Origin of the sequence: Nocardioides sp. CCNWLW239 (assembly GCF_037137035.1) — a bacterium.
Lineage (GTDB): Bacteria > Actinomycetota > Actinomycetes > Propionibacteriales > Nocardioidaceae > Nocardioides.
In genome coordinates, this window is sequence record NZ_JBBBNW010000006.1 from 10673 (window position 1) to 31321 (window position 20649).

Consider the following 20649-nt stretch of genomic DNA (forward strand, 5'->3'; position numbering starts at 1 on the left):
ACCCCCCCCCGTCCCCGGGGGGGCACCCGCGGGGGTGGTGGGCGGGGGGGGCGCCCAAACCTGGTTTGCCGCCCCCCCCGACCCGCAGCTCGGCGGGTGGGTCAGCCGCGGACGACCTCGGTCAGGTGGGCGACGGCGTCGGTCAGGGCGACCTCGGTCTTCTCGCCGCTCGTGCGGTCCTTGACCTCGATCTTGCCCTCGACCAGGCCCTTGCCGACGGTGACGATGGTCGGGACGCCGATGAGCTCGGCGTCCTTGAACTTCACGCCGGGCGAGACCTTGGGACGGTCGTCGTAGAGCACGTCGATGCCGGCAGCCTCGAGCTCTTCGGCGAGCTTCGCAGCCGCCTCGAAGACGGCGGCGTCCTTGCCGGTGGCGACGAGGTGGATGTCGTACGGAGCGACGTTGCGCGGCCAGGCGAGACCGATGTCGTCGAGGGTGCCCTCGGCGATGGCGGCCACGGCGCGGGTGACGCCGATGCCGTAGGAGCCCATGGTGACGGTGACGAGCTTGCCGTTCTCGTCGAGCACCTGCAGGCCGAGCGCGTCGGCGTACTTGCGACCGAGCTGGAAGACGTGACCCATCTCGATGCCACGGGCCAGCGTCAGCGGGCCGGAGCCGTCGGGAGCCGGGTCGCCCTCACGGACCTCGGCAGCCTCGATGGTGCCGTCGGGGGTGAAGTCGCGGCCGGCGACCAGGTCGATGACGTGCTTGCCGTCGACGTTGGCGCCGGTGACCCAGCGGGTGCCGGTGACCACGCGCGGGTCGACCAGGTAACGGATGCCCGAGGCGGACTCCTCCCCGAGCACCTCGGGGCCGATGTAGCCCTTGACCAGCTCGGGGTGCTTCTTGAGCTCCACGTCGTCCATGGGCTCGACCTCGATCGGCTCCAGCTGGCCCTCGAGGCGCTTGATGTCGACGTCGCGGTCGCCAGGCAGGCCGACCGCGAGCGGCTCGACGGTGCCGTCGGGGTGGCGCAGCGTCAGCAGCACGTTCTTCAGCGTGTCGCCGGCCTCCCAGGGGCGGTCGTCCCGCGGGAACGCCATGTTGAGGTGGTCGACGAGCGTCTGGATCGTCGGGGTCTCGGGGGTGTCTTCCGCGTGAGCAGCGGGGACCCCCTCGTAGGAGATCGGCTCGGGGGCCAGCGTCGTGACCGCCTCGACGTTGGCGGCGTAGCCGCCGGGCGAGCGTACGAAGGTGTCCTCGCCGGCCTCGGAGACGGCCAGGAACTCCTCGGAGGCCGAACCACCCATCGCACCGGAGGTCGCCTTGACGATGACGTACTCGAACCCGAGGCGGTCGAAGACCCGGACGTAGGCCTCGCGGTGGGCCTGGTAGGCGGCCTCGAGACCCTCATCGGTGTAGTCGAAGGAGTAGGAGTCCTTCATGATGAACTCGCGGCCGCGCAGCAGGCCCGCGCGGGGACGAGCCTCGTCGCGGTATTTCGTCTGGATCTGGTAGATCGACAGCGGCAGGTCCTTGTAGGAGCCGTAGAGATCCTTGACCAGGAGCGTGAACATCTCCTCGTGCGTGGGCCCGAGCAGGTAGTCGGCCTCCTTGCGGTCCTTGAGCCGGAAGATGCCGTCCCCGTATTCCGTCCAGCGGCCGGTCGCCTCGTAGGGCTCGCGCGGCAGCAGCGCCGGGAAGTGCACCTCCTGGGAGCCGATCGCGGCCATCTCCTCGCGGATGATCCCCTCCACCTTGCCGAGCACGCGCAGGCCCAACGGCAGCCAGGAGTAGATCCCCGGAGCGGCGCGGCGGATGTAGCCGGCACGGACAAGCAGCTTGTGGCTCGCGACCTCGGCGTCGGCGGGATCCTCACGCAGAGTCCGCACGAACAGGGTCGACATACGGGCGATCATGCGGGCAAGCGTACGGCTCGCAGGACCGCTGCCGCGAACCGGTTGGAATTGGCGTTGCAACCCTCATGAGGGCAGGCGCATCTTCCTTGCATGAGAGGTATCCGAATCCCGGCACTGGCCACGGCCATCCTTGCTGCTCTCATGCTCCCGGTGACGCTCCTGTCACCGGCTTCTGCGGCGGCACCCACCGTCGACGTACGCCCCCTTACCTTGCCGATCGGCGAGCCCCCGACCATCCCTTACCTCCACCGGCCCACGGACACGTCGGTCACGGTGGTCGACCCGAGGACTGGCAAGCAGACGCCGGTCGAGGTGGACCCGGCCGGCGACTACCTGGACTTCTTCGAGCTTCTGGGCCGCTCCGGGAGCGGGTTCGTGCTGCGGATCCGCAACGACGTCGACGACCGGATCGTCCGGGTTCAACCCGATGTCCCACAGCGGACCCTCACGAAGATGACCAATGCGGACGTGGCCAGGCTCTCGGCCGACGGCCGCTACCTGCTCAGGACGGCTGCCCTGAGCAGCGGCGGGATCCAGGTCCAGGTGCGCAACACCACCACGGGCGCAGTCGTCGCCCGACGCACCTTCAAGGCATCCACCAGACCCGATCCGATCGACGTCAGCGGCACCCGCGTGCTCGTCGGTGGCTACAGCACCCCGCGCACGATGATCTGGGACTGGAAGGCCGGCACGATCAAGACGATCGCGTCCCGGGCAGCGTACGCAGGCACCTTCGCCACCAACAGGCTGGCGACCTACACCAAGAACCCGTACGCTCCCGACGCCTGCTCCGTGGTCTCCACCATCACCGCCCCGGGCACCACGCTGTGGCGCGGTTGCCTCGAAGCAGTGGCGTCCTTCTCACCCGACGGTGCCCGCTTCGCGACCGATGCGATCGCCCACGAGAGCGCGGTCGTCGTCCGGCGCCGCAGCATCCGCGGAACGCTGCTGAGCACCTACCGGAACCCCAACAAGGTGTGGATGCACGCCTGGGAGACCAACACCCGGATCCTGATGGATTCCTACCCGGCTGACGGCAGCGACGCGTGGCTGGTGCGCTGCGAGGTGGCTGACTGCGAGCGCGCCACCAAGTTCAGGAACGGCTGATCCAGATGAAGACGACACTCATCCGCGTGCTGGCAGGGATGGCCCTGGCCGCCACCGCGCTCTCGCTCCCCGGGGCCCTCAGCCCGGCTTCCGCCGCCACCGACGTCGACGTACGTCCCGGGTCGCTGGCGAAGGGCAACCCGCCGGCGGTCCCCTATCTGCACCATCCTTCCGACGGCTCGTGGTCCGTCGTGGACCCGAAGACGGGCATGAAGACCCCGTTCGACATCGGCGAGGCCGACTCGGTCACGCTCGTGGGCAGGTCGGGCAGCGGGTTCCTGCTGCGGGTCCACTACCGGACCGACTGGCTCATCCGTGCCGAGCTGGGAAAGCCGCAGCGCACGATCATCGACGGGATCCACTACCAGTCGCTGACCACGATGTCGGCCGACAACCGGTATCTGCTCACGACGGCCTACGTCGCCAACGGCACACAGGTACGCATCCGCGACGCGGTCACCGGCGCGACCGTCGCCCGGCACACCTTCCGGAACGCGACCGAGCCGAACCCCATCGACGTCAGTGGCACCCGCGTGCTCATCGGCGGGTTCTCTCCTGCACGCACGATGGTCTGGAACTGGAGCACCGGCACGATCCGTACGGTCGCGTCCCGCGCGGCCTACACCGGTGCCTTCAGCACCGACCGGGTGGCGACCTACACCAAGAAGCCGTTCGAGAACGGGGCGTGCACCGTCGTGTCGACCATCTCGCAACCGGGCACCACACTGTGGCGATCGTGCGCGGAGGCGGTCGGAGCCTTCTCGCCCGATGGCGCCAGGGTCGTCACAGAGGCGATCGGATGGGTGGACGGCGCGACGGTGGTCCGCCGCCGCAGCGTCCGTGGCACCCTGCTGGCGAACTACCGCAACCCCCACGGCGTCTGGGTGCACGGCTGGGAGAACAACACCCGGGTGCTGCTCGAGTCGGCACCCTACGCGGGGTCCAGCTGGCTGGTCCGCTGCGAGGGCACCGCGTGTGAACGGGCCTGGCAGGCGTACTGATCCAGAACGTCGCCGGATCAGAACATGATGGTGGAGAAGCGGGCCGTCTCGAGGAAGCCGGCCCGCTCGTAGGCGCGACGCGCGGGAGCGTTCCATTCGTTGACGTAGAGGGAGATGCGCGGGGCGATCTCGCTGCGGACGATGTCGCAGACCGCGGCCATCCCGCGGGCGGCGAGACCCTCTCCGCGACGGTGCGCAGGCACCCAGACCCCCTGGATCTGGGCTGCACCGGGCGTCGCGCAGGCGACCTCGGCCTTGAAGACGACCTCGCCGTCCTCGATCCGGGCGAAGGACCATCCGCGCGAGATCAGTTGCAGCACCCGGGCCCGGTAGAGGTCGCGACCACCGCCGGTCTCGGGCGAGATACCGACCTCCTCGGTGTACATCGCCACGCAGGCCGGATAGAGGACGTCCATGTCGGCGCGGACGGTGCGGCGTACGAACGGGTCCGGCTCGACCAGGCTCTGCAGCTGCTGCTCGAGATGGGGCTGCTCCCAGCGCTGGTCGCGCGGTGTCCCCCACGCATCGCCGATCGATCCCCACAGCGAGCGGACGGCCGACTGCCGCCCGACGATCGTCGAGACGGTGCGTACGCGGTTGCGTGCCCGCTCACCGAACGCGTACGCATCCTCCTCGGAGGCCTGGATCGGGACCAGGTTGGCGCCGACATGACAGGCCGCGACCAGGTCGCCGCCGTCCCAGCGCCCCCAGATCTCACCGCCGAGCCAGCGTGGCTCGAGGTTGGTGGTGCGGGCCCGGTATTCGGCGAACACGTTCACCACCGGATCCTGACCGGTGAGCTCCAGGAACGCACCGAGATCCCCCGCATGCAGCGGGCGGATCCCCTGGCGCGTCGTCAGCATGTCTCCGAGCCTAGGGGCAATCCGGTCGTACGTCGCCCCACGGCTCGCTGATCGGATCGGTCAGAATGCACGCTCGATCGTGTGCATCCGCTCGCGGATGGTCTTGAGACGGACGTCCTGGCCGGCCTCGCCGGTGTCTCCCCAGACCGCGCGACCCACCATCACGCCGCGGGCCCCGAGCGCACGCACCTGCGGCAGGCGTGCGCTGAAGTCGTCCCAGCTCATCCCGTCCGACCGCGCGACCCACGGCGCACCGCCGAGGTCGGCGCACTCGATGGCCGCGAGACCCTCCTCGTTGACCTTGAGCTTGAGCACGATCCGGTCCGACCGGGCATCGACCGCGAGAGCGGCCAGATCGTCGAGGCAGCCCGGCGTCACGCAGTAGGGCTCGAGGAAGAACCGGTCGTATCCCGGGAGGCGCTCGAGGATGCCTCGCGCCATCGTCGCGCAGCCCACCCGATGGTCGTCGAAACCGACCTTCACCGCGTCCGTCGACCTCTCTGGGACGACGAGATCGTCGATGGCATCGATGTCCGGGAGCCCGGCACAGGCGAGCTCTCGGCGTACGTCGCCGTGTCCCTGCGCGGGACGCACGACGATGCCCCAGCGGGGGGTGCGGGCCACCAGATCGAGGAGCTCGGACCTGATGTCGGAGGAGTCCGGAGTGCGGAACAGCGCATCGTTCGCGTGGTCGATGGCAAGCCAGAAATTGGTCACGGTTGTCGCCAGTCTGAGAAAGGGAGGAGATGACGTGTGGAGGCGCTAGCCGAAGCCTAAGCAGCGCGACCTCGCATCAGCGGCATCTCCGGTTACATCCGGATCTCGGGTCGCGCGCGAGCTGGCGGTTCGCGAGCCGTCAGTATTCGCCACCGTCGGCGACGAGGCACTGCCCGTTGATCGCGTCGGCGCCGTCGGAGGTCAGGAACACGCACACCTTCGCGACCGCATCGGCGGTGACGAACCGGTGTCCGGGGATGCGCGCCGCGCGGTAGGAGATGTATTGGTCGACCGTGACCCCCTCCTTGCGGGCGTGCTTGACGAAGACCTGCCGGGAGGACTCGCTCCACATCGGACCGGGGGCGACGACGTTGGCGCGGACGATGCCCTCCTCCTCCTGCGCGATCGCCTGCGCGAGACCGGTCAGCGCGTGCTTGGACACGCCGTAGGCGGCCCGTCGCGACGGCGTACGGATCCCGAAGACGGAGCTGACCAGGACGATCGCCCCCGACCGGGCCGCCCGGAGCTTGGGGAGCGCGAGCGAGGCCGTCTTCCAGACCGAGGTCAGGTTGAGATCGAGGGTCAGCTGCCACTCGGACTGGTCGATCTCGGCGACCGTGTCCGGGCTGGGGTTGATGCCGGAGCAGTTGATGAGCCCCGAGAGCTTGTCGAACCCGGAGAGCGTCTCGGCCAGGGCCTCCACGCCGTGGTCGGTGGTCAGGTCGGCCTCGACGCGGGCGACGGCGCCGGTCTCGTCGGCCAGATAGGCCAGCTCGGTGGTGCGGCTGTAACCGTGCACGATCACGGGCGTGCCGTCGGCGCTGAGCCGGCGGGCGACCGCGCTGCCGAGGTCGCCGGTGGCTCCGAGGACGAGCACTGGTGGCCGAGGTGGTGCGCCCGGCGACTCAGGCGGTGTGCTCATGGCGCTCCTTGATCCGTTGGATCGCCGTCCTCACCACTACCTCGTGGGCGGACGGCAGACCAGTGAGAGCTTCAAGATGGCTCAGGCAAGTGATATCACCCATTTGACCGAGCCGATATGCGGTTATCGGAATCGCTGGGGCGAGCACCGGGTGGTGCAGTCGACGGATGAGTGCCTGAGTGATGTCGGTGTCCGTGCGAAGAGCGTCGCGCTCGCGGCCGATCGACCGTGGATCCTCCTCATGGTTCAGGATCTGGAGATAGTCCTCGACCGGAACCCGACCGCGCAGGATCAGCTGATACATAGCGGCCTTCCGCAGGAACAGCGACTCGAAGGCCTCCAGCACGAACTCGAGCTCGTCCCAGTAGCGCTGCGGTGCCCGGTCGAGAAGCTCGCCGTAGTCCTCCCGCTCCTCGGTCAGGTAGAGACAGATCAGCCGGTCCATCCAGGACAGGCTCTCGCGCACGCTCAGCCGGGCCACCGCATCGAGGTCTCCGGGCTGGAACCCGGCCTTGAGGAAGGTCATCACCATCCCGCCCAGGTGCATGTGGACGAAGCGGGCACCGTCGAGCGCCATCGCGCGCCCGTCGCGCAGCCGGTCGCGGATGCTCTCGGCCACGAAGTAGCGGTAGAAGGTCTCGTGGGCGAACTCGGCCGACTCCACCGAGTCCCTGGTCCGCCCGCTGACCCCGAAGACCTCGGGGTGGTCGAGCAGGTCGGCGATCCATTCGTACGTCAGGAAGTCCCGCTGACGGGTGATGTCGAGGTCACGCTGCAGGTTGGCGAAGAGCCATTCCGAGACGCGCGGGACCGGGATCAGGTCCTGCTCCTGCGAGCCCGGCTCGTCCATCCCGGTGAACAGGTCCCAGGCGATGTCGCGGTAGGTCTGGAACCGCACCCGGCTGGGGATGCGCGAGCTCTTCCGGTCCCAGGGCTGACCGCAGATGTGCTTGAGGTGGACCGTGTAGCCGTCCCACAGGGTCCGGGGAGCCGGGGTGCCCTCCTCGATGGAGGCGTAGAGCTGCTTGAGGACCATCGGCGTCGCAGGGAAGAAGCCGCCGCCCCGTTCCATCTCGGCGGCCAGGCTGCTCAGCTTGTCGTCACCACCGCGTTCCTCGGCGAGCGCGCGCACCTCGACCGGAGAGATCGGCTCGACGCGTACGACCGTGGCGGCCACGACCCCGAGATCCTCGAGGCGAGCGGGGCTGCGCAGCTGCTCGGCGAGCTCGTCGCGCTCGGTCTTCACGTTGCGCTTGCTGATCACGACGAACCGGCCACCGCGGCCGAACGCGGAGCGCAGCTCGCTCAGGTCGGGGCGGGTGACGCCGTGCTCCTCGGCGCTGGAGGAGATCAGGTCGAAGTCGTCGATGACGATCGGCGCGTGGTCCTCGTCGACCAGGTCGCTGTAGTCGACCGCCCCGTCGCGCAGGCTGATGTAGCGCACCTGCTCCTGCGAGGCGGTCCACTCCCTGGCCTCGATCGTCTTTCCCGAGCCCGACGGGCCGGTGAGGAAGAAGAGGTTGGACTCGGTGTCGCCCAGCCACCGGCCGAGCGCCTCGACGAGCGGGATCGTGGGCTGCTCCGTCGTGGGGCCACTGAGCACCGTCACCCGGGCCCGCGGGAAGATCAGCCGGGAGCTGGCGGCGGGCACCGGCGCGTCGGGGGCATCGGGTGGCGCGAGGTCGATGACGGAGCCCGGCACCTCGGCGAGCTCCTCACGCCAGGAGTAGGCCTTCCACCACTTCGACTGCCAGATCCCGGTGTTCCTCCGGATCCAGTCGCCTCGGTGCGCCGGGTCGAGCGTGCGGGGCACCGCGCCGCCCACGACGCGGATGAGCTCGTCGAGAGGCATCAGATTCGACCCGGACGTACGCCGGTAGAAGGTGCTCCTGGCCATGGCGACGCCGGAGCCGCCGTCAGCTTTTCCGGTCACGTTCCGGACCCAGTCGCGCAAATCGCTGTTGAACTGCTCGGGGGAGAGAGATTCTTCGGTCATATCTCCTCGCCGAGTCGTCGCGTACGCGGCTGAGAGTATCTCGCAGGCGTCCCAATTCTGTCCCAGAAACGTCCCAACTTCCCTGGGACTGTCTTTACTTCGTCTCCACTCCCACCCGGCTACTGGCGAGTTGGATGTGGCGTCCGCCACCTTGGAGATGTCCCCAACAGGGACAGCGCCGGCCCCCTTCCGGGCCCCACCGCTGAAGGAGATGATGACCATGAGGAACCACAAGTTCAGCATCGCCACCTTCGCCGTCACGCTTCTTGTCGTGTTCGGCTTCAACCAGCTGCTCAGCGCCGAGCCGCCTACGTGCCAGGCCTCCGCCAGCACCTCGTCCGTGTCCGTCCTGCTCACGGAAGGAGCGCTGTCATGAACAACTTCCTGCGTCCCGGCGACACCGTCCGGGCACACGGAGGCACCCGCTCCGGAAAGCGCGGTGTTGTCGTCGCCACCGCCACGGGCCGCGCCAAGGTCCGCTTCAACGGCGGCAGCGGCACCCGCTGGGTGCGCAGCGGCAACCTGAGCTCCACCGGCAGCGGCTCGCTGCCCTGGATCCTTCCGGTCAAGGCCGCACTCGTCCTCTTCCTGGTCGTGCCGGGTCTCCGGTTCGTCGTCGTCCACCTGTGGACCCACGGCGGGCTGGACGGTCTCGCCACCGCCATCGGCAACCAGATGGGCCAGGCGGCGCTCGCCTGGGGCCATCTGATCACCACCGACCCGGTCGGAGCGCTTCTCCATCTCGGGTTCCTCGGCGTGGTCAGCAGGCTGATGCACTGGTGATACCGCCCACGATCTTCGAGACGTACACAGGGGGACGCCTCGGAGCAGAAGAAGACGGGAGCCCGGTCCGGCATCGACGGACCGGGCTCTCTGCGCCAGTGGGCCGGCTCGACGACTTCTGCGGAAACGGATGCTCCGCCGATGTCGTTGACGATAGATTTGCTGGACTCCGACGGGACTGGATCAGGACTGATCCAGGACGCGAACGTGAAGAGGCGACTTCAGGGGAGGACGAGATGGCCCTCGAACCTGACGACAGTCCCGCCGCTCTCAACCGCGACCTCCGTGCATGGGTCAAGAACTGGACCGGCAAGGGGATCGGCCAGGTGGCCCTCGGCGCGAACATCAGCAACAGCCGTGCGTACGCAGCGACCGCCAACACCAACCTCGTCCCCCGTGACCTCCTGCTCGCGATCGTGCGCGCGGCGGTGCCTCCGACCTACGACATCGAGGAGCGCACCCGGTGGATCCTGCGGTGGTCCCGTGAGTGGGAGCGGCGCTGGGAGATCGCCGAGGCCACCAGTCGCGGCGTACGCCTGAAGCCGCCGCCTCCGCCCGAGCCCGCCCTCGAGCGCTCGTCGCAACCGCCGCAGCAGCCCAACGCCGTGGTAAGGCTCGACCCGGACCTCGTGCTGCCCGTGCTCGAGATGATCACCGACAAGGCCGTGCGCCGCATCACCTCGAAGCACGTCTACGTCGCCAAGCAGCCGCTCCCGGTCGGCTACCACAAACGCGACCCGATCACCGTCTACATCGATCTGCACTCCGCGTCGTGCTCCCCTCGCTACCGCGAGGACCTCGCCCAGTTCCTGGCGGGCCGGGTGCGCCGCGCGCTCGGCGGTCTCGACCCCGACCGGACGGTCATCGCGACGGCGCGCGAAGGGAACATCCTGGTCGGCAGCCGGGTCGCCGAGCTCTGCGGCGTCCCGTTCCTGATGGTGCGTACGACCGCCCGCCCGCCCCGCTTCGGCTATCCCATCGAGCGCAACGCCGGTGACGAGGTCGAGGCGGTCATCGTCGACGACATCGTGATGAGCACCCTCGTCCCGAGGATGGCCGAGCTCCTACGTATCCATGAGGGCATCACGACCACCCGCTGCTTCAGCATCTTCGACCGTGCCGACATCGGCACCGCGCGGCGTTGGGAAGGCACGGACATCGCGCTCGACGCCGCCTTCTCGATCGACAGCGAGCTGGTGGCAGAGCTGAAGGATCTCGCCGAGCGCCACGGCGCCTAACTTTTTCTGACGGAGGCCGTTAATCCCCAGCGAACCAGTCTTCCGCGGGCTATCTTCTCTCCTGAAAATACCCTGCCCCCCATTGAAATCGGCTGGCCTATCCGACCTGTCCCACTTAGAAAGCCGCCGATGACCGACGTCGAGATGGTGGTCAATCTCCATGTGACCGAACGGTGCAACTACCGATGCACCTACTGCTTCGGCCAGTGGGGCCTGCTCGCGGAGTCGAAGGCGGAGACGAGCGTATGGGCCGACACCGCCGAGGCGTTTCGCATCATGCGAGACCTGGCGGACACGTTCCGCAGGGAGCGCGGTGAGGACAGCTCCATCCGGTTCAACTTCGTGGGCGGCGAGCCCGCTCTGCTCCCGAACATCGCCGACCTCGTCGGTCATGCCCGGACGACCTTGAAGACACGGGTCTCCTACGTCACCAACGGGCTCATGCTGAGAAGGTTCGACGCAGCATGGACGGCGGAGAACATCGACATCGTCGGGATCAGCGTGGACTCCCCGCTGCGCGACACCAACCGGCAGATAGGTCGGGTGACACGGAGCGGCACGGTCTTCGATCTCACCGAGGCCGGCATTCGGGTTGATGCCATTCGCGAGGCGGCCGGCCGTCTGGGAGTCAGTCGACCCGAGATCAAGGTGAACACCGTCGTCAGCGACCTGAACTGTCGCGAGAACTTCGACGCCGTCCTCGCCGCGGTCAGACCGGACCGTTGGAAGCTGCTCAAGATGCTCCCGGTCTACTCCGCGAAGACAGCGATCAGCGACGAGGAGTTCCGCGGTTTCGCGAAGCGGCACAGGAAGTTCGTGCGCAAGCACGCCGGCTTCAAAGGCGTGCTCATCACGACCGAGGACAACGACGAGATGACCGGTTCGTACGCGATGGTCGACCCCCTCGCTCGGTTCTTCTGGTACGACGAGGTGCCCGAGAGCGGCTATCGCTACTCCAAGCCGATGACGGTCGTGTCAGCGGGCGAGGCATGGGCGGTCGCGGGCCTCTACTGGGACGAGCAGAAGTTCGGCGCTCGCTACACCGAGCTGATGGGCAGCATGGACCCGGCAGAGACCGAGCCCGGCCCCGCCCCCGTCGCTCCGCCCGTCCCGCGGCCTCGAGTCGTCGCGGAGCCGTCGAGGTCGCTGACACCCGTCGGTGGCTGAGGGCTTCGGCCGCACGCGGCCGGCCTGTTGACCGAGTTACCTCGGTGAGCGCGCACCCACCTCGCGGAACTCCACGAAGGAAGCGACCATTCACCGAGTTACCTCGGTATGTGCGCACCCACCTCGCGGACACCCAAGATGGAGTCGCTGAAACCCGTCAGCGGCTGACGGCTTCGGCGTGGCCGCGCAGGGCCCGCCTGTTGACCGAGTTACCTCGGTGAGTGCGCACCCACCTCGCCGAACCCACCACGGCGAACGCTCACCGAGTTACCTCGGTAGGTCCGCACTCACCTCGCGGGGTTCCACGAAGGAAGCGACCGTTCACCGAGTTACCTCGGTGAACATCCACACCTCAGCCGCCGACCGAGACCGACGCGCCCGCGCCCTCGACGGGCTCCATGCCCTCGGCGATCTTCATCGCCTCCTCGATCAGCGTCTCGACGATGGCGGCCTCGGGGACGGTCTTGATGACCTCGCCCTTGACGAAGATCTGGCCCTTGCCGTTGCCGGAGGCGACACCGAGGTCGGCCTCGCGGGCCTCGCCGGGGCCGTTGACGACGCAGCCCATGACCGCCACCCGGAGCGGGACCTCGAGGCCGTCGAGGCCCGCGGTGACCGCGTCGGCGAGCTTGTAGACGTCGACCTGCGCGCGCCCGCAGCTCGGGCAGGAGACGATCTCGAGGCGGCGCGGGCGGAGGTTGAGCGACTCCAGGATCTGCAGACCGACCTTGACCTCCTCCACCGGAGGCGCGGAGAGCGAGACCCGGATGGTGTCGCCGATGCCCTTGGACAGCAGCGACCCGAAGGCGACCGAGGACTTGATGGTGCCCTGGAAGGCCGGGCCGGCCTCGGTGACGCCGAGGTGGAGCGGCCAGTCGCCGGCCTCCGCGAGGAGCTCGTAGGCGCGCACCATCACGACCGGGTCGTTGTGCTTGACCGAGATCTTGAAGTCGGTGAAGCCGTGCTCCTCGAAGAGCGAGGCCTCCCAGATCGCCGACTCGACCAGCGCCTCGGGGGTCGCCTTGCCGTATTTCTCCAGCAGCCGCTTGTCGAGCGAGCCGGCGTTGACACCGATCCGGATCGAGGTGCCGTGGTCCTTCGCGGCCGCGGCGATCTCCTTGACCTGATCGTCGAACTTGCGGATGTTGCCCGGGTTGACCCGGACGGCCGCGCAGCCGGCCTCGATGGCGGCGAAGACGTACTTCGGCTGGAAGTGGATGTCCGCGATCACCGGGATCTGCGACTTCTGCGCGATCGCCGGCAGCGCGTCGGCGTCGTCCTGGCTCGGGCACGCGACCCGGACGATGTCGCAGCCCGAAGCGGTGAGCTCGGCGATCTGCTGCAGCGTGGAGTTGACGTCGGAGGTGAGCGTGGTCGTCATCGACTGCACGGAGATGGGGCTCTCGCTGCCCACACCCACCGACCCTACCTTGATCTGGCGGGTCTTACGGCGCGGGGCGAGCACCGGGGCGGGTGCCTCCGGCATACCGAGGCTGATCGGCGTGGGGATCGACGTCATGTCTACCAATCTTACGGGCGGGTCAGGCTTGGAGATGAAGCGGGACGACGAGGTCGGCGACGATCAGGACGACACCCATCACCAACAGCGCCGAGGCCACGACGTACGCCACCGGGAGCAGCTTCGCCGGGTCGGCATGTCCCGGGTCGGGCCGCCGGAAGACCTTGGCGAAGGCACGGCGGATGCCCTCCCACAGCGCCGTCGCGATGTGACCCCCGTCGAGCGGCAGCAGCGGGACGAAGTTGAAGATGCCGATGAAGAGGTTGAAGCCACCGATCAGGAGCGCGAAGCCGGCGACCTTCTCGCCGACGTCGTACCCCTCGTGGGCGGCGATCTCGCCGGCGATGCGGCCGCCGCCGACGATGCTCACGGGGCTGTCGGCCGAGCGCTCCTCGACCCCGACGATCGCGAGCGCGACGTGCCAGACCTTGACCGGGAGCCGCAGCAGCGAGTGGACGGCGTTCTCGGCCATCACACCCATCTCCTTCAGCGCGTAGACCGGCCCCTCCTTGGTCGTCACCTGGTGGGTGGTCGGGGTCATCCCGAAGAAGCCCACCTTCGCCGTCTCCGGGTCGGCACTGGTGTCGTCGAGGTCCTTGACCCGCTCCTGCACGACGGTCTGCGTGTGCAGCGTCATCCGCTCCCCGTCGCGCACGATGACGATCGTGGCCTCGCCGTCCATGTTGTCGCGGATCAGCTTCTGGGCGACCGCCCACGAGGTGAGCTCCGTGCCGTTGAACGAGATCAGCTCGTCGCCCGGCTTCAGACCGGCGTCGGCGGCCGGGGTCGGCTCGTCGCTGGCGCGGCACTCGCGGTCCTGGTCCTCCCAGGTCAGCAAGCACTCCTGCAGGCTCGAGACCACCGGATGTCCGTCGTCGACGACCTGCTCGCGGACACCGTAGATGCCGAAGACACCCCACAGCACGAAGAACGCGATCACGATGTTCACCGTCGGGCCGCCGGCCATCACGATGACCTTCTTCCACCAGGTCATCTTGTAGAAGAGCCGCGGCTCGTCCTCGGGACGGATCAGCTCCCACTCGGCGGAGCGGGCGTCGCTGATCAGCTGGGTGAACATCCCGGTGTTGGACTTGCGCACCTTCAGCGCGCCGTCCTCGGTGCGCTCCCCCAGCTGGTCGGCGCCGGGCGGCAGCATGCCGAGGATCTTGACGTAGCCGCCGAGCGGAATCGCCTTGAGGCCGTATTCGGTCTCACCGACCTGCTTGGACCACACCGTCGGGCCGAAGCCGATGAAGTATTGCGTCACCTTCCCGCCGAACGCCTTCGCCGGGATCATGTGGCCGAGCTCGTGGAGGCCGATCGAGACCAGGATCGCGAGGACGAAGCCGATCACGGCGAGCGTGTAGAGCAGATAGCTCATCTGGTGGTCTCCAGGATGCGGGTGGTCTCCTCGCGCGCCCAAGCGTCGGCGGCGAGCACGTCGTCGATGGTGAGCGTGCCTTCCGAGCGTACGCCCTCATGGTTGCCAAGGACCTGCGTAATCGTGTCCACGATGCCGGGGAACGGGATCCGGCCCTCGTGGAAGGCGTCCACGCAGACCTCGTTGGCGGCGTTGTAGACGGCCGGGTGGGTGCCGCCGCGGGTGCCGGCCTCACGGGCCAGGGCCACCGCGGGGAAGGCGACGTCGTCAAGCGGCTCGAAGCGCCAGTCGGCGGCCTTGGTCCAGTCGATCGGGGTCTCGGCGTCGGGCACCCGCTCGGGCCAGGCCATCCCCATCGAGATCGGCACCAGCATCGTCGGCAGCCCGAGCTGGGCCACCACGGCGCCGTCGGTGAACTCGACCATCGAGTGGATGTACTGCTGCGGGTGGACGACGACCTCGATCCGGTCGAAGGGTACGTCGAAGAGCAGGTGTGCCTCGATGACCTCGAGGCCCTTGTTGACCAGGGTGGCGGAGTTGGTCGTGATCACCCGGCCCATCGCGAAGTTGGGGTGCTTGAGCGCCTGCGCCGGGGTGACCTGGGCGAGGTCCTCGCGGGAGCGGCCGCGGAACGGACCACCGGACGCGGTGAGCACCAGCTTGCGTACTTCGTTCGCGGAGCCCGCACGCAGCGACTGCGCGATCGCGGAGTGCTCGGAGTCGACCGGGATGATCTGCCCCTCGCGCGCGACCCGCTTCACCAGCGGCCCGCCGATGATCAGCGACTCTTTGTTCGCCAGGGCGAGCGTGTTGCCAGTCTCCAGCGCGGCCAGCGTCGGGCGGAGTCCGACGGCGCCGGTGATCCCGTTGAGCACCACGTCGGCAGGCTGGGCGGCGGCCTCGACCGAGGCCTCCTCCCCCAGCCCGGAGAACGTGGGCGCGAACTCGGCCACCTGGGCCTCGAACAGCTCCTTGTTGGCCCCGCCCGCGGTCAGTCCGACGACCCGGAACCGGTCCGGGTTGGCTCGCACCAGGTCGAGAGCCTGGGTGCCGATGGACCCGGTGGAGCCGAGGATCACCACATCGCGTGGTCGCTCATGATTCACCCCGCCATCCTCCCAGCAGAGGCTGAGAACGCGCCAAGCGGCCGGGCAGGCTCAGGAGAACTTCCCGGCGAGGCCTCGGAACACATCGACGAGCACGTGATCGAGGTCGGCGACGTCCTCGGGCTCGCTCAGATTGCGCAGCGCTCCCCCGGTGTCCTCGGTGAGCCTGCCCAGCACGTCGATCGGTGCCTGGTCGCCGATGCCGACGGCGATCACCGGGATTGCTCCCTCGCCACCGACCTCGTCCATCAGCGCTCCGAAGTCCTGCGGCGGATTCTGGCCTCCGTCGGAGAGCAGGACGATCACCGTCCGGTCCGAGACCTCCGTCTCGGCCGAGCTGATCGAGGCGTTCGCGTCGCGGATCGCGTCGTACAGCGGGGTCTCGCCGAACGCCTTCAGCGCACAGATCTCGCGCTTGAGCTGCGCCCGCTTCGGACCGCTCAGCGGACTGATCTCGCTGGCGGTGTCCTTCCCTGCCGGCGGGAACGAGTCGAGGCCCACCGAGTCCCGGCCGTCCTCGAGCTCGCCGATGGCGTTGATCGCAGCGCTCTTGGCGACCTGGAGGTACGTCGGGTTGTCGCTCGTCCTGCTGGTGCAGGCATCGGTGAACCCGTCGAGCTCCACCCGGCGGTCCTGGCCGCCGATGCGCTCCATCGAGCCGGAGGTGTCGATCGAGAGCAGCACCCGGACCGGGAGGCGTACGTTCTCCCACTGGTGGCGCCACTGGTTGACCTTCGCCGGCTCGGGCCAGGGCGTGACCTTGTCCACGTCCGCGCCCTCCACGAGGTCGGCGAGCTCGTCGGTGACCTGCTCGGGCGCCCCGGCCTCACGGAAGCCCCACGCCCGGAACCTCTCCTGAGCGTCTTCCTCGGTCAGGTAGTCGACGAAGTCCTCCGCCACCGCCCGCTTCGCCTCGTCGGAGTCCAACGACGCCATCGGGACCGCAGGGTGGTCGAACCCGTAGACCGTGTCGTCCGGGTTCACCGCGACCATCCGGAGCTCCTCCTCCAGCGGGTCGTCGCAGGAGAAGTCGTCCGACCCGAGCGGGTCCTGGCAGTTGTAGAGATAGGCGGTCTGCTCCTGGGCGACCACCGCGTCCATCTGCTCGAAGACCTCGGTGTCTCGCTGCACCCGGTGCATCAAGCGGGTGATGTCCTCGCCGGCGAGTTCGTCCGGCACCGAGGCGATGGCGTCTCGCAGCAGCCCCACGGCCTCGTCCCGGCCGTGCTCGGAGACCAGCGCCTCGTTGAGCGCGACCGACGACGCCATGCCGGACGTGGAGCGGATCGGGTCGTCGATCGCGATCGCGAGCTCCTCGCGAGCGGCCTTGGTGACCAGCTCCTCCCAGGTCGGCGAGGCGGAGAGCTTGTCGCGCTTCGACTCGGGCATCAGGATCGTCAGCACGGAGGAGGCCACGGAGGTCCACTCTCCGGCGGGCTCGGCGAGCTCGTCGGCTCCGCCGTCGCCGAGCTCGCCGGCGGCGAGGAGCTCGGGCCAGACCGATTCGGTCGGCAGCCACAGGTCGGGCTTGCGCGCCTCGACGACCTCGCACTGCGCGGGATCCTCGGCCCCACACTCCCGCCGGTCCTCGGGCGGCGTGACCCATCCGTCGGCGAGCGCCTCGGCCGCCTCACCGGAGTTGACGCCGAAGACCTCGAGATCCGCGCAGGCGCCGTCCTCGCCGACGTACTCGTCCTCGAAGTCGGACGCGAGCTCCTCGATGAGGCCGTCCTTCTCGGTGCTGACCACGACGGTCAGAGCCGTGGCCTCTCCCTCGCAGGCCGCCGAACCGGGTCCGCCGCCGGGATCGCTGCTCCACACGATCGGCAGCAGCACGGCGACCAGTGCGACGGTTGCGGTGATGGCAGCCGGGACCAGCCACCCGGTGCTCGTCCACCAGGACGCGCCCCCCATCAACGTACGTGCCTTGTCCCGGGTCAACGGCAGATAGCGGGGACCCAGCCGGTCCTTGCCGTCGAGCAGACCGACGACTCGCCGGTTCCCCTCCTGGACCAGCGGCGCACCGGCCAGCTCGTCCCCGGTCGCCGACTCGGCCTCGACCGCGACCACGCGGCCACGTTCGTCGACATGGTGAGCCCTGCCGCCGATCTTCCGGTTCCCGTTCTGGTGCCACCCCTCGGCGACCAGCAGCGCGTTCTCGGAGTGGGCACGGGCCAACGAGGCGGCCTTCACCTTGCGCGGCAGCTTGTCCTCGGGCATCAGGGTGAGCAGCACGTAGCCGCCGGTCAGCGACGTCACCGAGACCGTGCGGGAGGTCTCCTCGGGAAACTTCCAGGTGACCTCGAGGAACTGCCCGTCCGGGACCGACTTGGAGCCGCTCGCGGCGTGCACGACAGCTCTCGAGGTCATCAGGTGACGCTTCGTCACCGGGAAGGCGTAGCCCGCGACGGTCGTGCCGTTCTTGCCGTGCACCACGGCGGTCATCTTGATGGCGGTCGAGGTGGCCGGCATCGAGTGCTCGATCATCCGCCGCCGGGCCAGCACCGCGTAGAGGGTCACCGACAGGACGACACACACCGAGCCTGCGGCGATGGTCAGCGGCTCGGCACGCCCCAGCAGGGCGGACTGGACGAAGGCCGACAGGCCCAGACCGATACCACCGACCAGCGAGGTCCGCGCCCAGGGTTTGACACCCATGAGGTCCCGCCACTGGTCCATTGACTCTCCTCGCAGGCATCGATTCGACCGGGCCGGGAGTCTAGTGAAGGTCCTTCGCATCGGGTGGCGAATGGACAGCGTTTCGTCGGGCCACCTGAGCGAAGTACCTCAGAAATAGCAACAGCCCCGGACTCCCCCACGGGTCCAGGGCTGTGCATGAAACGTTTTGCAACGTCTGGTCACAATTAAGCCACAAACGTGCACGTAATGGCAAATCTCACAACCGAAGTTCCCGTTAAATTCAGGCATCAGATGAGTGGACGCAAGATGACGTCCAGGCGCGGGGTGACGTGGCGGACCCAGGTCTGGGTCAGGTGCGAGGAGTCGTAGTACGTGACCTTGTCCCCCACGATCAGAGGGCAGCGGTCCGCTACGCAGACGAAGCGCTGCGTGTCCACGTACGCCGCCGCGGTGCCCTTCAGGGCCGCTCCGGTGAGCTCGTTGCTGCTGGTCTCGCGAGAGCCGGCATCGCTGAGGCAGGAGCGCTGGTCGGACTCCGGCGCACTGATGCAGTCGGCCGGGTCCTGGTCGATCGCGGGGACGTCGCCGAGGACGACCACCTTGCGCGCGATCTCTCGATAGGTCGTCACCGCGTCGCGTACGGCCTTCGACCACTGCTCGTCACGGTTCATCCCGTCGTGGTTCTCGGGCATGAACAGCTGACCGCGAGCCGTGGAGACGATCGTGTCGGGTTCGAGCCGCTCGAGGCGGTCCACCGACCAGTCACGGAAGTCGTCGCACTCGGCCTGGGTCATCTTCTTGCCACGGTGCTGGACCGGGTAGGGGGCACAGCCGACCTTGACCAGCGACACGACCCGGAAGCCGTTCTTCTTGCCGAGGTCGTCGAAGGCGCTCAGCCACATGCCGGCATGGGAGTCGCCCACGACGGCGACAGTCTTCTTCGCCTCGGTGTCACCGAGGGTGCAGTCGCCGCCCCGGGTGTCCCCGTAGTTGGCGTAACAGTCGCCGTAGGTCTTCTGCCACCGGTCCTCGGTGATCTCCTCGCCGAGCACGGCGGGCGGGATCGGGCCACCGCGGTCGGCGATGTCGAGCGCGGCACGGAGCTCACGCTGCACCTGCGGCGGGCCGCCGGTCTCGGCAGCGGTGTCGGGGACCTCGTTGGCCGCGAACCAGGCCTGCGCCTGGTCGGCGCGTTCCCTCTCGGCGAACGCCGCATAGCTGGTCGTCAGCCAGCCGCTGCCGACCGCCAGCACGAGCGCGACCGGCCACAGGACCAGCGAGCGCAGCCCATGGGAGAGCACCGGCACCTGCTTGCGCTGGAACGGGAGCTCGACGAAGCGGTGGCTCAGCGCAGAAAGGAGGACGGCAGCGGCGACCGCCACCGTCATCTCGAGTGCGGCGTTGCCGAGATGGAGGGCCTCGGGTGCGAGCACGATCAGCGGCCAGTGCCACAGGTAGAGCGAGTAGGAGATGTCGCCGACGTAGCGCAGCGGCTTGACCGCGAGCAGCTTCGCGGTCGGGGCGTTGGCGCCGGAGGCCAGCAGCGCGACCGTGCCGAGGGTGGGCACCAGCGCCTGCCAGCCGGGGAACGGGGTCGCCTCGCTGAACACGACGGTGGAGACCAGGATCGCGGCCGCTCCACCGATCCCCGCCGCAACGCTGGCGGCGCCCTTGAGCCGACCACCCCAGCAGGCCAGCAGCGCGCCGGCGGCGAGCTCGTAGGCGCGGGCGGGCGTGGAGAAGTAGGCCGCGGTCGGGTTCTCGCCGGTCGCGTGGATCGACCAGGCCAGGCTCGCGACCGCGATCACCGCGGCGACGATCGTGAAGCCCTTGCGGCCGAGCCTGGGGATCAGCAGGAGCGCCAGCACCGGCCAGACCAGATAGAACTGCTCCTCCACCGACAGCGACCAGTAGTGCTGGAAGGGCGAGGGCTCACTGGGCTGGAAGTACTGCACCCCCTCGGCGGCGAAGTGCACGTTGGCCAGGAAGAACGCCGCCCAGGTGCCGTCGGCGGCGGCGTCGGTGAGGCGCGTGGTGGGCAACTGCCAGGCCGCGTACGCCAGGACGACGAGGATCACGAGGGTGGCGGCCGGCAGGATGCGGCGAGCGCGGCGGGCATAGAACTGCGGGATGCTGACGGTGCCCGACGTGTCCGCCTCGCGCAGCAGCAGCGTGGTGATCAGGAACCCGGAGAGAACGAAGAAGACGTCGACACCGACGAAGCCGCCCTCGGTGTGCGGGATGCCCGCGTGGGCAGCGACGACCAGACCTACGGCAACGGCCCGGAGACCTTGGACATCTGTCCGCCATTGCTTGGCTGACATGTGGGGTGCACCTCGTGTGGGGG

Annotated in this window: 16 protein-coding genes; 6 read left to right on the forward strand and 10 right to left on the reverse strand. The window is 68.7% G+C overall.

What is annotated here, in order from left to right:
* Positions 1 to 101: 101 nt before the first annotated feature.
* Positions 102 to 1862, reverse strand: a complete 1761-nt coding sequence (locus tag WBG06_RS20820; protein ID WP_336738883.1) for a proline--tRNA ligase — start codon at positions 1860 to 1862, stop codon at positions 102 to 104.
* 90 nt (positions 1863 to 1952) lie between these two features.
* Between WBG06_RS20820 and WBG06_RS20825 the strand changes: the two genes are divergently transcribed.
* A complete protein-coding gene (locus WBG06_RS20825) occupies positions 1953 to 2969 on the forward strand; it encodes a hypothetical protein (RefSeq protein WP_336738884.1) in 1017 nt (338 codons plus the stop codon).
* 5 nt (positions 2970 to 2974) lie between these two features.
* Positions 2975 to 3970 carry a hypothetical protein gene (locus tag WBG06_RS20830; RefSeq protein ID WP_336738885.1) on the forward strand — a complete coding sequence of 332 codons (996 nt, stop codon included), beginning with the start codon at positions 2975 to 2977 and terminating at the stop codon, positions 3968 to 3970.
* A gap of 17 nt (positions 3971 to 3987) precedes the next feature.
* Here the strand turns inward: WBG06_RS20830 and WBG06_RS20835 are convergent, their stop codons facing one another.
* The 4 genes from WBG06_RS20835 to WBG06_RS20850 all read right to left on the reverse strand — a co-directional run bounded on the left by WBG06_RS20835 (position 3988) and on the right by WBG06_RS20850 (position 8468).
* Positions 3988 to 4833: a GNAT family N-acetyltransferase gene (locus tag WBG06_RS20835; RefSeq protein ID WP_336738886.1), complete on the reverse strand. Its 846-nt coding sequence runs from the start codon at positions 4831 to 4833 to the stop codon at positions 3988 to 3990.
* 60 nt (positions 4834 to 4893) lie between these two features.
* Entirely contained in the window at positions 4894 to 5550 is a 657-nt protein-coding gene (locus WBG06_RS20840) for a hypothetical protein (RefSeq protein WP_336738887.1), read from the reverse strand.
* Positions 5551 to 5689: 139 nt separating this feature from the next.
* The gene (locus WBG06_RS20845; RefSeq protein WP_336738888.1) at positions 5690 to 6472 is read right to left on the reverse strand and encodes an SDR family NAD(P)-dependent oxidoreductase; all 783 of its coding nucleotides are present in this window, start codon (positions 6470 to 6472) and stop codon (positions 5690 to 5692) included.
* Positions 6456 to 8468, reverse strand: a complete 2013-nt coding sequence (locus WBG06_RS20850; protein ID WP_336738889.1) for a hypothetical protein — start codon at positions 8466 to 8468, stop codon at positions 6456 to 6458. Before WBG06_RS20850 ends, WBG06_RS20845 begins: the two co-directional genes overlap by 17 nt.
* A gap of 220 nt (positions 8469 to 8688) precedes the next feature.
* Here WBG06_RS20850 and WBG06_RS20855 point away from each other — a divergent pair, with 220 nt between their 5' ends.
* From WBG06_RS20855 to WBG06_RS20870, 4 genes are all read left to right on the forward strand, one after another.
* Positions 8689 to 8844, forward strand: a complete 156-nt coding sequence (locus WBG06_RS20855; protein WP_336738890.1) for a hypothetical protein — start codon at positions 8689 to 8691, stop codon at positions 8842 to 8844.
* Positions 8841 to 9251, forward strand: coding sequence for a hypothetical protein (locus tag WBG06_RS20860; protein WP_336738891.1), 411 nt, complete (start codon positions 8841 to 8843; stop codon positions 9249 to 9251). Before WBG06_RS20855 ends, WBG06_RS20860 begins: the two co-directional genes overlap by 4 nt.
* A gap of 236 nt (positions 9252 to 9487) precedes the next feature.
* A complete protein-coding gene (locus WBG06_RS20865) occupies positions 9488 to 10489 on the forward strand; it encodes a hypothetical protein (protein WP_336738892.1) in 1002 nt (333 codons plus the stop codon).
* A gap of 129 nt (positions 10490 to 10618) precedes the next feature.
* Positions 10619 to 11656 (forward strand): viperin family antiviral radical SAM protein, encoded by a 1038-nt coding sequence (locus tag WBG06_RS20870; RefSeq protein ID WP_336738893.1) that lies wholly within the window; start codon positions 10619 to 10621, stop codon positions 11654 to 11656.
* Between the two features lie 352 nt (positions 11657 to 12008).
* Here WBG06_RS20870 and ispG read toward each other — a convergent pair whose 3' ends face one another.
* From ispG to WBG06_RS20895, 5 genes are all read right to left on the reverse strand, one after another.
* Positions 12009 to 13175 carry a flavodoxin-dependent (E)-4-hydroxy-3-methylbut-2-enyl-diphosphate synthase gene (gene ispG / locus WBG06_RS20875; RefSeq protein WP_336738894.1) on the reverse strand — a complete coding sequence of 389 codons (1167 nt, stop codon included), beginning with the start codon at positions 13173 to 13175 and terminating at the stop codon, positions 12009 to 12011.
* Positions 13176 to 13197: 22 nt separating this feature from the next.
* Positions 13198 to 14556, reverse strand: a complete 1359-nt coding sequence (locus WBG06_RS20880) for a M50 family metallopeptidase (RefSeq protein ID WP_336738895.1) — start codon at positions 14554 to 14556, stop codon at positions 13198 to 13200.
* The gene (gene dxr / locus WBG06_RS20885) at positions 14553 to 15662 is read right to left on the reverse strand and encodes a 1-deoxy-D-xylulose-5-phosphate reductoisomerase (protein ID WP_336738896.1); all 1110 of its coding nucleotides are present in this window, start codon (positions 15660 to 15662) and stop codon (positions 14553 to 14555) included. The genes WBG06_RS20880 and dxr overlap by 4 nt, the downstream gene beginning before the upstream one ends.
* A gap of 51 nt (positions 15663 to 15713) precedes the next feature.
* Positions 15714 to 18341, reverse strand: a complete 2628-nt coding sequence (locus WBG06_RS20890) for a substrate-binding and vWA domain-containing protein (RefSeq protein ID WP_336738897.1) — start codon at positions 18339 to 18341, stop codon at positions 15714 to 15716.
* Positions 18342 to 18589: 248 nt separating this feature from the next.
* Positions 18590 to 20626, reverse strand: coding sequence for an acyltransferase family protein (locus WBG06_RS20895; RefSeq protein ID WP_336738899.1), 2037 nt, complete (start codon positions 20624 to 20626; stop codon positions 18590 to 18592).
* Positions 20627 to 20649 lie beyond the last annotated feature (23 nt).